The sequence below is a fragment of the Leptospiraceae bacterium genome (assembly GCA_016708435.1).
Taxonomy (GTDB): Bacteria; Spirochaetota; Leptospiria; order Leptospirales; family Leptospiraceae; genus UBA2033.
In genome coordinates, this window is the sequence record JADJFV010000004.1 from 239796 (window position 1) to 253606 (window position 13811).

Genomic DNA, 13811 nt, shown 5'->3' on the forward strand with positions numbered 1-13811 from the left:
GTTTTAAAAATTCTACTTTCATAAAAAGTTACATTCTGCACAATTAGAAAATTATGCGATACCGCTTAAAATTATCCCTTTGCCTATTCTTCCTTTTCTTTCTACTCAATTGTAAACCAAATCCTAATATTGTTTCGCTCAACGGTGAATGGGAATATACCGCAGGACACCATCCTGATCCAAAGACATGGGATAAGTTGGAATGGAAAAAAATACAAGTTCCATTCAACCATTTAACAGATGCATCTAATGATGGTTGGATTACACTCAAAAGAACCCTTCCCAGAGAAGCACAAGCATTCTTCGTTGGAGATATACCTATTGCCTTTCGTTCCGATATTCCATTTAACGACCAAGTGGAATTTTATATTAATGGAAAACTTTTTTTCAGAAACGGAAGTATTACAAAATCTGCTTTAGCAAACTCAGTTCTGGTCAATTTGCCAGATTCTGTTAAGAAATCTGAAACTCCCATTATCTTTTCTGCAATATTCTATAAGGATGCGGATAATCCATATTGGAGCTGGTCTCATTTAAGCAATAAAATTGGATTGAGTAAAGAAATATTTTTAGAATATTATACTAGTGAAATTATTTCTTTTTCTTTACTCTCGATTTATTTACTATCTGGTTTGTACCATTTGTTATTATTTTTTAAAAGGAGAATAGATCTTCATAATTTGTTATTCGGAATGTTTTGCTTAACGATTTCTTTCTACTGGTTTTGCCGAATTCCCAGTAGGGAAATTTTGTTTCAATCAAACGGATTTCTTGAATTTAAGACAGAGATTTCATTGGTTTTTATAATTCCATTTTTCATAATAACATTTCTATCTCAAATAATAGAAGGAAAAATCAATCTTCTTACTAAGATATGTTCTTATTGGTCACTGCTAACAATCCTTGGAGGGATAATAGCACCAAACTTAAGTTATCTTCATAAAATTCTCTTTATTTGGCAAATCTCCATGATTCCCTTTTTTATTAATGCTCTTGGCTATGTTTTCTACTTTGCTTTTAAAAAAAATAATACTGCGATTCGTATACTTGCAGGAATGGTATTCATGGTAGCAGGAGGTTTTTATGATATTTTTGCGGGATTAGGATTTTTTCCGCATGTTTCTGCAATGCAATATTGCTTCCCAATTTTCATCTTAAACATCGCAGTCATCCTAGCAAACAAATATGTGAAAGCGTTTAATGAATCAGACCGATTGAACGAGGAGCTTTCGCAAAAGAACGAATCCCTTGCGCGAGCGGATAAGATGAAGGATGAATTTCTCGCAAATACCTCGCATGAGCTGCGCACTCCTTTGAATGGAATTATTGGACTTGCGGAATCGAATTTCTTTGAGCCAACAAACACTCTACAAATTCAAAAGAACTCGGAAATGATAATATCAAGTGGTAGAAGACTTTCTTCTCTTGTGAATGATATTCTAGATTTCTCCAAATTGAAGAATGCAGAGATAGAGTTGAAGAACCAAGCTGTGGATACTCGTAAGATAGCTGAACTTGTTATCAGCCTATCTACTCCGCTTGCAAAAGCGAGAGGTCTTTCTCTTTCAATGGACATTCCAGAAGATTTACCACTTGCTAATGCAGATGAAGATAGATTGCAGCAAATTTTGATTAACCTCATTGGTAATGGAATTAAATTCACACATGAAGGAAGTGTAACCATAAGAGCTAATAGATTAGATAATGCCATTCAGATTTCCGTGCAGGATACTGGAATCGGTATTCCCAAAGAAAAACAATCCATTATCTTTGAAAGTTTCGAGCAAGCAGATGGCTCTATAGGTAGAGTCTACGGTGGAACTGGTCTAGGTTTGTCAATCGTGCGAAGTCTTGTGCGTCTGCATGGCTCGGAGGTGACTGTAGAAAGTGAGTTAGGGAAAGGTTCTACTTTTTCGTTTTATTTGCCTTTAGCCGCTACTGGTGAAGGTGTGGTTCGACAAGCTATAAAAGAACCAGTTACCAATATGTCATTCCCGAAATCTTCTGTCGGGAATCTCAACATCTTGAGACCCCCGACAGAAGATTTCGGGGGTGACAAACTCGTTGCTGTCGATGGAATACAATCTGCTAACTCGGCTAATATCCATTATGCCAATGAAACCGATGTATCCGACCCTCCTAAAAAAACCTTCCAGAACTTTACCGTCCTCGTTGTAGACGATGAGCCAATCAATGTAATGGTTTTAGAAAATCATCTAAAGGCTGTAGGCTTACAAGTAGAAACTGCTTCCGATGGATTTCAAGCACTTGAGAAAATGAAGACTATTCATCCACAATGTATCTTATTGGATTTGATGATGCCTAGAATGAGCGGTTTAGAGGTATTACGCGCTGTTCGTGAATCCTACCCTCCGACGATTCTACCGATTGTTATACTTTCAGCAAAGAACCAAGTCAATGATTTAGTTATCGCATTAGAAGCAGGGGCAAATGACTATTTAACAAAGCCATTCTCCAGAAATGAACTGCTTGCAAGACTTCAAGTGCATTTGGATTTACAAACATCTGTCCGAGAACAAATTAAGCAGTCGAATTCATTTGAACGATTTGTTCCATCTAAGTTTATAAATCTTTTAGATAAACAAAGTGTATCTGATGTGGAATTAGGCGATGCAAAGCTAAAAAATATGTCCGTGCTATTTACGGATATTCGTTCTTTTACTACTCTTTCTGAGCAGATGTCTGCCGAAGATAATTTTAAATTTTTAAATAGTTATTTAAAACGTATGGAACCTACAATTACCAACCAAGGAGGCTTCGTAGATAAATTTATTGGCGATGCAGTCATGGCATTATTTGAAGAGCATAGTAATGACTCCTCCGCCGATCGAGCATTATCCGCTGCAATGGAAATGAGACGTTCTCTAGCGGAGTTTAACATTCATAGAGCAAAATCAGGATATACCCCAATAGATATTGGAATCGGGATTAATTTTGGTAGCCTTGTTCTTGGAACAGTTGGAAGTTCTAATAGATTAAGCACAACCGTTATCGGAAATACCGTAAACCTTGCGGCTAGACTCGAAACATTAACTGCATTTTACAAGTCAGGAATTCTTATCAGTGACCATGTAGTAAAAGCCTTGAAAACATTGACTGAAACTGGAATGCGAGAAATTGGCTCTGTTCAAGTGAAGGGAAAAAAAGAAGCCGTTGGTATTTTCGAAGTATATGAAACTGACCGAGTTGATATTGCTGAATTAAAAGAAAAAACAAAGAGTCTTCTGATGCAAGGTATCATTCAATTCAAGATTGGCGAGTTTATAACAGCAATAGAATTATTTCAGGAAATGCTTTCTATTTATCCAGAAGACATTGTAGCAAAAACATATTTAAGTCGATGCAAGGAATTGGCAAATTCTCCGATTCCTGAAAATTGGCAAGGGATAATAGAGTTTAGCCATAAGTAACAAACTGTCTGAACTGTGATTTCCATGATTCATATAATTACGAGGATATGAAATAAAAAGTAACTCTTAGAACTAAATCATCCCAATCAAAATAATCACATAAATCATAGTTCAGACAATTTTTCCCCTCCCGTCAATGCAAACAATTCCTTCAACTCTTCATTAGAAAGTTCGGTAATCCATTTTTCGCCTTTGATGAGAGTTAAGTCGCTTAATGCACGTTTGCCTTGGATAATGGAGTTTATCTTTTCTTCAAAGGTGCCAAGGGTGATGAGGCGGTGGACTTGGACGTTTTTGGTTTGACCGATGCGATAGGCTCTATCGGTGGCTTGGTCTTCTACGGCTGGATTCCACCAGAGGTCATAGTGGATAACGTTTGTTGCTTCTACTAAGTTTAATCCTGTTCCTCCTGCCTTGAGGGAAATAAGGATTAGCTGCTTTGCAGGGTCTTTCTGGAAATTGGAAATGACTTTCTCTCGCTCTTTACGCAATAGTCCTCCGTGAAAGAAATCAGGCTGAATACCTAGATGCTTGTCTAAAATATCTAATAGAATTTCTGCCATCTCTGTGTATTGCGTGAATAGTATCGTCTTTTCGCCCGTCGGGAGGATATTCTGGAGTAGACTCACAAGTCTCTCTGATTTCCCAGAAAGATTTGGGTGATAGGCTTTCTTTTTTGTGAAATGAGAAGGATGATTGCAAATCTGCTTTAAGGCATTGATCATTTGAAATACTTTTCCGCGTCTAGAAATTCCTTGTAGTCGTTCTATAATATCCAAATTTTCTTTAAGTATCTTCTGGTAAATAACGATTTGCTCCTTAGAGAGATAACAGAATTCATCCTTTACGATTTTATCAGGGAGATCAGCGATGATCGACTTATCTGACTTTAGTCTACGAATCATGAAGGGAGAAGTAATCTTTTTAAATTCCTCTACCTTATGTTCGATTTGATACGATTCAATCGGCATCGCATACTCGGCGCGAAACCATTTGAGTGTTCCTAAAAAATCAGGATTTAAAAAATCAAAAATACTCCATAGCTCAGTGAGACGATTTTCGACAGGTGTGCCCGTCATCGCAATTCGATATTCACTCTTTAGTGATTTAATAGATTTTGTTTGATAGGTTGACGGATTCTTAATATTTTGCGCTTCATCAATTACGAGTAAAGTCCATTTTCGATTGGCAAAGAATTCTTCTCGAATGCGAACTAGATTGTAAGTAGTAATTACAATATCAATAGATTCAGTATAATGCCTATCGTCTCCGTGATAAATTTTCGCTTTGAGGCTAGGGGCAAATTTCTCTACTTCTCTCAGCCAATTTCCAAGTAGAGTCGTGGGACAGACAACTAAAACTTGATTAGTCAGTTTCCTTTCTTCTTTCAGCTTGAGAATAACAGCGATTACCTGTAGAGTCTTTCCGAGTCCCATATCGTCAGCAATACAGATTCCAAGCTTACTTTGAATTGTAGAATAAATCCATTCAAATCCTTTTAGCTGATATGGACGCATAATCGCATTTAACCCCTCTGGCAGTGAAGTATCTTCTGGCTTATAAAGCTTATTTATAAAGGCAGTTAGATTTTTGTCTAACTTTAATTCTTTGTCCTTGTATCTGCCTTTCATTGCGAAGTATAAGCATTGAGCGTTAGAGAGTCTTTCTTTTGAAGGATCTAGACTTGAAAAGACGCTAGTAATTTTTTCAGGAGTCATTAGAACAAATCGATCTCTATAGTATACTAATTTCCCCGCATTCTTAGAAAGCTCATCAAACTCTTTCGGGCTAATCACCATATTCCCCAATGAGATAACCGGATCGAATACAAATAAATCAGAAGCATCCATGTATTGAATTGTCTTAGGCGTGTTTCCGAAATAGCTTAAAGCAGGCTGTAAAATTTCTTTCAAATTATAAGGAAGACTAAACCCGATTCCCATTGACTCTAAAGTCTCTCTTTCTTGAATCAGAATTTTACTCATTCGATCCAAGTTTACGACTACTTCTTCTTTGCCTCTCTTATGTAAAAGTTGCACAAGTTCTGGAAGCTTCATCCCAATTTGAATTAGCTTTCGAAGTAAATCTATTTTTACATGACTCGTTGATTGTCCTAGAATGGATATAGACTCGGTTTCGTAAATTTCAGAAAAGGGAACGGGAATAGAGAGCGAGTCTTTCCTATTTTCAATGAATAACTTTAAACTAAACTTTAAATCATCTAGAATTTCTACAAGAATAATAGGAATAATCCCATTTTCACTCTCAAGATGACGATGGATGAAACTTACTAAGATTTGTTTTCTTATTTCTAAATAAACGCTTCTTTCTTTTTTGTTTTATAGGTCTTGGATTAAAAATAGGATCCCTATATCCGCGTAGTTCGAGTAGACCTAGAGGATTTTTATCTATATAATGCGATAGTTGAAATAGAACAGCGAAGTGGTGATTGCAAACTGACTCTGTCCTTGAACAAGAACAAGTAGAGGCTAATTCTTCTTTGTCGGGTAGAACAGGAATGCCTCTTTGTGTAAGTGTCTGGGTAATTCTAATTTGACTCTGCGATAAATCTGTATTTACACCTTCTTCTACTAAGCTCTCTACAACTCTTTGGATGATTAGAATTTCTTCTTCTGAGTATCGCTGGATTTCAAAATATATTTCATGCGGGGAACGGTTGTCTGCCTGCAATAGAGCAAAGATTTTATTTCCCGTAAAATCAATGCGAATGATAAACTCATCTCGATACTTGGGTCGATCAATCTGAACTATTTTGTCTCCATAATAAAGAGACTCGATGAGAGAGTTCCAGAGCTTACCCCAATATGTATTAGGAAAATTTTCTTCCATGGAAAAAATTCTTCCAAGGATAGAGTAGATGTCAAGGGGTTAGAAAAATTTTCTTTTTGGAATTACGCAGTAGCGCAGTTTTTTTTGAGAGGGAGGAGGGGACTCCGATGGAATTGCTCCATCGGAGAGTAAAATACTTATTTGCCGGAAGCTGCTTCTTTTGTTACATATGCTGCGATTTCGTTCTTTTGGATTTGTGTAGTTCCTTCAAAGATACAAAGAATCTTAGCATCGCGCATTAGTTTTTCAACTGGATATTCTTTGGTGTAACCATAACCACCGTAGATTTGAACTGCGTCTAACGCACATTTCATTGCACCTTCAGAAGTAAATGCTTTTGCGATAGCGGAGTATTTTGCAAGGTTAGGATCATTTGCATCAGACATACGAGCTGCACGATAGGTAATCTCACGACCAACTTCTACTGTGATAGACATGTCGGCTAACATGTGTTGCACTGCTTGGAATGTTCCGATTTTTTGACCGAATTGTTCTCTCTCTCTTGCATATTTTGCTGCGTAGTCCAAAGCTGCTTGACCAACACCAACACCCATTGCTGCAACGAATGGACGAGAAGCGTTTAATGTGAGTAATGCGTAAACAAATCCCATATTCTCACGTCCGATCAAGTTTTCTGCTGGAACTGCACAGTCTTCGAAAATGATTTGTCTTGTATCGGATGCACGGATACCTAGTTTGTCTTCTTTCTTTCCTACGATTAGACCTGGAGTGTTTCGAGGAACATAGAAGCAGCTAACACCGCGTGTTCCACGATTACGGTCAGTATAGGCAAATACAGTGTATGCGTCAGCGCTACCACCGCCGGTGATCCATTGTTTTGCTCCGTTGATAACATATTTATCGCCTTTCTTTTCTGCTTTTGTTACCATGCCAGGAACGTCAGATCCAGCACCAGGCTCAGAAAGACAAAAAGCAATTCCATGTTCTCCTGCAATCACAGGCTCTAGCCATTTTTTCTTTTGTGCATCAGTTCCACCTTTTAGGATTGGAAGTTGTCCAAGACCTGTGTAACCAAAACATAATGAAATACCAAGACAGCCGCGACTCATTTCTTCTGTAATAAGACACTGTTCAACAGAACCATAACCCATTCCACCAAATTCAACAGGAATTGTTAAGCCGTTGATTCCAAGCTCTCTTCTCATTCTATCAATGAGCTCTTTCGGATGTTCATTCTTTTCGTCGTAAAGATGCGCGACAGGTGTAATTTCCTTTCTTGTGAAATCTCTCACTAAGTCTCTGATTTGTATTTGATCTTCTGTAAAAGCTTGATACATAATTTTATTCCCTTGTTATTGGTAGTTTATTATAGTTTTTTTTTCCACCGACTTATCAGTCAGTGTCATATCCTATTATTTTGGGTTAGGATTTAAAATCAAATCTAATATTTCAAATCTTAGACCGATTGGTTCAAAAATGGAATGATTTATATCAGTGTTTACGCCGTAAACTTAGAATGGCAATTTGCAATTTGGGGATTTTTTGCCACGGAGGCACGGAGACACAGAGGGTTGTTGTAGGCGAAGTATATCTGCGTCACCTACGACAGTCATTAGGGAGAGCAGATTGCTGTTTGTCATCGGCGGTAATATTAGAAAATACCATTAAGTATTTGAATTGACATATTTGTATATTGAAATACTTAATGGTATTATGTATTCCGACATGCAAAGACGAGAACTCTTTCACTTCGTTTTCCTTGAACGATTCCTGAAAGCAACTGACCCGGGACTTTATTCAGTGAAAGGCGGGGTGAATCTACGATTCTTTCTAAAGAGTCCGAGGTATTCGGAAGATATGGACTTAGATGTGTTTGGTGGCGGTGTCGAAACGCTAAAGAAGAACGGTTATAAAATTTTAGAAGATGTTTCGTTTCATAAATATCTTGCAGCCTACGGGATCATCGGCGTGGAAATAGGAGATAAAGACAAAGCAAAGCACACTGACACAGTGCAGAGATTTAAAGTAAATCTGAAAACTATTTCGGGAGTAAAGCTTCCAACAAAAGTTGAATTTTCCAGAAGAAAAAAAGAAAAAGATTTTGTGAAAATGGAAAAAATAGATTCCGAAATCGCAAAGGTTTATAACAAGATTGGATTTCTTTGTCCACACTATCCAGCAGATGCTGCTGTGTTACAAAAGATCCAAGCTCTTGCAGGAAGATCCGAAACACAAGCGCGTGATTTATTTGATTTAGATATTTTACATTCAGAGAACCAATTAAATCAGAGGTTTATTCAAGGTAACCTTACATCTGACTTACTAAATTCTGCAATCGAAAAAGCAGAGACTATTACACACGAAGATTTCAAAGGACAAGTGTTTGAATATATTTTAGAAGAAAAAAGAGATTTGTATTCAGGGAAAAAAAATTGGGAACGTTTACGAGCTAATGTTTTAGGATTTCTAAATGAATTTATATAAATATAAAATACTACAATCGAGCCCTATTTTTACCACTAGGGACTTTTCTTTACAGACCGGAATTTCCAGCAGTTCGGCAGCTAGACTACTCACGCGCATTACTAACGAAAAAGAAGTAATCCGTGTGACTCGCGGCTTATGGACGTTTGCCAAAGAAAATGAAGTGCATCCCTTTTCTCTCACTCCTTATCTTTTAGGAAATGAGCATGGGTATATATCTCTATTAACCGCTCTTCATATACATGGAATTCTGTCTCAAATTCCAACGCGAACACAAGTTGTGACAACGGCTCATTCTAGAGTCGTAAAAACAAAACTTGGAGTATTTGAATTTTTCCAAATGAAACCGGAGATGATGCTCGATGGAGTAGTCTGGTCTGATACGAAACTTCCTTTTCGAATGGCTACACCTGAGAAAGCGCTCTTAGATGTTTTATATTTAAGCACGAGAAAAGGAAAACGTTTTTCTTCTCTACCCGAATTAGATTTAAAAGAATCTGGATTTAACAAAAATGTATTCTTTCGATTGTTAAACAATCAAAAATTTCCCATTCCGATCCATCGAGCTATTTTGGAAAGATTTGAAGCTATTTGTGAAATGGGGAATTCCTAATCGGATGGATAACGAGCGTATACCTCTTGATGGAAGACTTCTAAAACAAGTCGATCCGTTTAATTCATCGTTGACTGTGAAGAGGCTAATACTGTGTATATGCTTTGTATAAGCTGCGTATAAGATGACGTTTTACCAAATATAGGTTAGCTATGGGTTCAAAGATATACTCAATATAGGTTCCCTATGCCCCCTTAACCCATATTTGAAGTATTAGGGAACCCATTCCTACCCTATGTTATGTGCATCGTCTTCTTATACGATGGTAAAAGGAAACTACTTTTCTACTTTTCATTTCAAACCATTCGTCCATTAGTGGTGAAAAAGCTAGGAGCTTCCGATATTTATAGCAATGGAATCTAATTTCAAGCCAAAGCCAATTCTCAATCGAAATGAGTTAAAGCAAATCAAGCAATCTAGGACTCGTGTAGAGGGCAAGAAAGTTATCACGGATGATGTGCGAAAATTAAAATCGCTTAAGGTGACACCGGATTTAGCCCCGGATGAGCAAATCAATTATTACAAAGAGCCTATTTGGATTGAATACTATATTCCGAAAGAGTCTAGGTTCGCTCTTGAAACAAAATATCTCTTTATTCTTTTGATACCCCCAACGCCTAGACCGGATATTGATAAAATTCTAATTCAGGCACAGAAAGAAGATACTTTTATCAATCTATTAGAACTTTCCAATTCTAAGGAGCCATATGCGGAGGTAATCAAAAAATCTTACCGTCATGTCGAATCCATCCTAGATACCATTTCTGACAACTTAGAGCAATACGAGGAAAGCAAGAACGCCGAATTTCTTAAAATTCCAGTCTATTTAACAGAAACTCTTATGCTATCAGAGCCAACCCTTGCTACGCTTGAAGTATTGGGCGAATACTCAATACATAATCTAATTTGGCTCATTAAAAAACTAAATCGGGGAAATGTGACTTTTTCTCTAGAAGACAGAACGATTGCCCTTTTAATAAAGAGACGTAACGAATTTTTTGAAGAAAAAGATTTTCCTGTAGACGACGATTTCGAATTATTGTCTGCTTTATTTTTTGAACAAGCCTATCCGCATCGTGGAGCAGAAGAGCTTGATGCGCAAGATTTTCTTTTAGATTAACTTTTTCATCGTTACCTAACTCTAATTATTGCGATTTTTTTTAAATTAAATGAATCTTATTGTTGATTTTTAAAAAGCGTATGCAATAATCTGCCTCTGTCTTTTACGCTTAAGGCTTTTGGAGAAATAAAATGACTTTTTTTCATTCTGTTTATGATGCTATCTATTTAAACTATCTTTCCTTTGGAACTTTACTCAGTTTTATTTTTACAATCTTACTCGGTATCTATTTAGTAACTTTACCGGGCAAATCTAAAAGCACTTTCCACCTTGGTCTTGGTTTTTTCTTCATGGGTCTCATGAATTTATCATATGTAATGGCAGCAATGATCTATTTGCCATTTGCCGCTTTTCATAGATGGGGCTCTGTGGGGTTTATTCTTCCGGCTATTCTACATTTGACGCAGTGGCTTTTTTATTTTCCAGAAGACAATTATCCTAGAGTTCGAAAAATCTTCCAATATACACAATGGATTTTAGCTTTTATAGTAGAAGGAGTTTTTATCTATGCAAGCTTACACTCTAACACAAAATTTCATTTTACAGGTCATTATTGGGATTTTGATTCAGAATGGGTAAGTAAGATCGTTGGTATCGTAATCTTTGGATACATTATAACATTTGCGTTAGTTGGCATTGTAAAAACATTTCTTTTAAAAACGGAAGAGCGCTGGGCGTTATTGCAAGTAACCATTGCCATTTTAATTGCTTCGATTGTTCCAGCCTTCATGAATATTTTAAGTAGAGATGGAATTTTAGATAGAGGAGTATTTCTTACTTCTTTTGTATTATTTACTGTCTTTGGATTTTTCTTTGTAGTAATCATATTCATCAATGAAACAAAAGACCGCACATCTTTCATGGCAAAGATTGTAGGAGTAACAATGGTTAGCTTCTTACTCTTAATGCAGGGAATGAGTTTTGTTACAATGAAAGATAAAGAAGTTGAGTATGATGCGATCCGAGTGGAAAATTTAGAAAGGTATTTAGAAGGCGGGCATCGTCATGCAGATATGCAATATGTTTTGGAGTTATCAAAAGATTCTGGAGAGATTAATAAAATAGACTATGAAGATGCAGATAATTTAGATATGCCTCTCATACGAGAAGACTTTTTAAATAGCATTGTTTATGAAGAAATAATGGAATTACCAATCGAAAATTTTCAAAATAATATTAAAACATTACTTTCTACAACCCATGAAGAATTTGGTGGGTATAAGAACTCAATTTTAGATTTTGTTGAAGAGCATAGAGGATTAAGCAATGAAGAAATGAAATCACAGTTGATTCCTTTCTTTGAAAAATTAAACAAGACAGCGTTTGTTGGGATCACAAAACTAGACACGTTTTCAGATAAAGATTTTTGTAGCGAAACAGTTAAGTATCTGAATAAAAGCAAGGATTTGGCTAGCTTTAGAGATGTAATCTTTGTTCATTTACAAGACTGCAACTGGAATAGAAGTTATCTAGAACCGTATAAATTAAAAAAAGAAATCAACAAATACCTGAGATATTTTAAGCCAACTCTCACAAGGCATTATAGAAAGAGTCTCGATGGTGGCAAACACTACGTATCCTATATCAAATACAACTCAACAAAGAAAAATGTAACTGAAGTCGGCTTTTCTTATCTGGCTTATCGTAAGTATATGCACCCTGCTGCAAGATCGCAGATTATAATTCTTTTTGTCGTTTTATTCATTGTATTGGGTGCATTCCCGTTATTCTTTAAAGGAAGTTTAATGAATCCACTGATGAGTCTATTGCGTGGTGTGGCTAAAGTCAACTCCGGTAACTTAGATGTAGTCGTAAGTGTTAAAGTGCAAGACGAAATTGGGTTTCTTTCCCAGTCCTTCAATTCGATGGTTGACTCTATTAAACAAGCTCGAAAAGAATTGCAAGATTATGCAGACAATCTAGAAGAAAAAGTAAAAGAACGAACCAAAGAAGTGCAAGAGAAAATGGAAGAAGTTCAAAAACTTAAAATTCAACAAGACGGTGATTACTTCTTAACTTCTCTTCTCGCTAAACCTTTATTCTTTAACGCGAACAAATCAAAGTTAGTCACGACTGAATTCATAATTCATCAAAAAAAGAAATTTGAATTTAGAAATAAAACAGCCGACTTAGGCGGAGATATTTGTATCACTGGAAATTTGAAATTTGGGACGCCTGATAATTTTAGACGATATACGCTAGCCATGAACGGAGATGCAATGGGTAAATCTATGCAAGGAGCAGGAGGCTCTCTTGTGATGGGTGTCGTCATGAATTCTATTATGGCAAGGTCTGCGGCAAACAAAAGAATCTTAGAGCTTTCTCCAGAACAGTGGCTAACGGACGTTTATCATGAAGTCAATTCTGTATTTAAGTCTTTTAATGGAACAATGGTATTATCCGCTACCGTTCTAATGATAGACGATGAGAGTGGAGAAATGCTTTACTGGAATGCAGAGCATCCTTTTACCATTCTATACAGAGATGAAAAAGCAAACTTCATTGAAGATGGATTAAAACTTAGAAAATTGGGTTTAGATTCTGAATATGAATTTGCAGTGTATAAGTTTCAGCTTGTGCCCGGCGATATAATCATATTAGCCTCTGACGGAAGAGATGATATTGATATGACTCCGCATGAGCCAGTTAGAACAATCAACGACGATGAGTTTATGATTCTTTCTATTGTGGACGAGGCAAAATGCTCTATTCATGAAATAGAAAGGCTTCTGCATACAAAAGGTGATTTGACGGATGATCTTTCTATCTTACGAATTGATTATAAAATGAATGTAGCCGAAGAAACACATAGTTCTGATTCCATCGCACCCTCTTTTGAAGAAAGAGAAATTAGTAATGAAATCAATGTAAATGAAATCTATATGCAAAGTAAAAAGCTTTATCAAACTGGAGATATCGAGAAAGCAATCGACTTGCTTGCCAATGCTTATGCGGTCGAGCAGAATAATCAAAAATTAAATAAACTTCTTGGTTTACTTAGTCTAAAAGGAAAAGACTATGATACCGCAATAAAAGTTTTAAGTCAGTATTTGAGTCAAGACCCTGATACCGACGAAATCTGGTATTACCTTTCCATTGCCCAAAAGAAAATGGGAAATTACCTTTCGTCTTTAGAAGCAGCAAAGAAAGTCTATGAGCTTCAGCCAAATAATATTAACAATTTGGTTAACCTTTCTGATTTGCATAGACTCAATGGAAATTATATCGAAGCAAAAACTTTTTCCGAGAAAGTAATCGCAATAGACTCCGAAAATAAGAATGCTAAGAAACTTTTAAATGTTTTAAATAGTATGAATAATTGATTTTGATAAAATTTAAGGAAAAAGAATAA

The 13811-nt window shown here is 36.3% G+C and carries 8 protein-coding genes; 5 read left to right on the forward strand and 3 right to left on the reverse strand.

From position 1 onward, the window contains the following. The first annotated feature begins 53 nt into the window (after window positions 1-53). Window positions 54-3431: a response regulator gene (locus tag IPH52_09375; protein ID MBK7055251.1), complete on the forward strand. Its 3378-nt coding sequence runs from the start codon at window positions 54-56 to the stop codon at window positions 3429-3431. A 104-nt stretch (window positions 3432-3535) separates the two neighbouring features. On the opposite strand, the gene IPH52_09380 is transcribed toward IPH52_09375, so the two are convergent. The 3 genes from IPH52_09380 to IPH52_09390 form a co-directional block, all read right to left on the reverse strand. Beyond that, complete coding sequence (locus tag IPH52_09380) at window positions 3536-5488, reverse strand: DEAD/DEAH box helicase (protein MBK7055252.1); 1953 nt, start codon at window positions 5486-5488, stop codon at window positions 3536-3538. A gap of 208 nt (window positions 5489-5696) precedes the next feature. Continuing rightward, the gene (locus tag IPH52_09385) at window positions 5697-6281 is read right to left on the reverse strand and encodes a hypothetical protein (GenBank protein ID MBK7055253.1); all 585 of its coding nucleotides are present in this window, start codon (window positions 6279-6281) and stop codon (window positions 5697-5699) included. Between the two features lie 137 nt (window positions 6282-6418). Further along, complete coding sequence (locus IPH52_09390; protein ID MBK7055254.1) at window positions 6419-7579, reverse strand: acyl-CoA dehydrogenase family protein; 1161 nt, start codon at window positions 7577-7579, stop codon at window positions 6419-6421. A gap of 376 nt (window positions 7580-7955) precedes the next feature. Between IPH52_09390 and IPH52_09395 the strand changes: the two genes are divergently transcribed. From IPH52_09395 to IPH52_09410, 4 genes are all read left to right on the forward strand, one after another. Continuing rightward, the gene (locus tag IPH52_09395) at window positions 7956-8726 is read left to right on the forward strand and encodes a nucleotidyl transferase AbiEii/AbiGii toxin family protein (protein MBK7055255.1); all 771 of its coding nucleotides are present in this window, start codon (window positions 7956-7958) and stop codon (window positions 8724-8726) included. Beyond that, window positions 8713-9339 (forward strand): hypothetical protein, encoded by a 627-nt coding sequence (locus IPH52_09400; GenBank protein MBK7055256.1) that lies wholly within the window; start codon window positions 8713-8715, stop codon window positions 9337-9339. The genes IPH52_09395 and IPH52_09400 overlap by 14 nt, the downstream gene beginning before the upstream one ends. A 352-nt stretch (window positions 9340-9691) precedes the next feature. Next, window positions 9692-10459: a hypothetical protein gene (locus IPH52_09405; GenBank protein MBK7055257.1), complete on the forward strand. Its 768-nt coding sequence runs from the start codon at window positions 9692-9694 to the stop codon at window positions 10457-10459. Window positions 10460-10590: 131 nt separating this feature from the next. After that, window positions 10591-13782 carry a SpoIIE family protein phosphatase gene (locus IPH52_09410; GenBank protein ID MBK7055258.1) on the forward strand — a complete coding sequence of 1064 codons (3192 nt, stop codon included), beginning with the start codon at window positions 10591-10593 and terminating at the stop codon, window positions 13780-13782. Window positions 13783-13811: the final 29 nt, after the last annotated feature.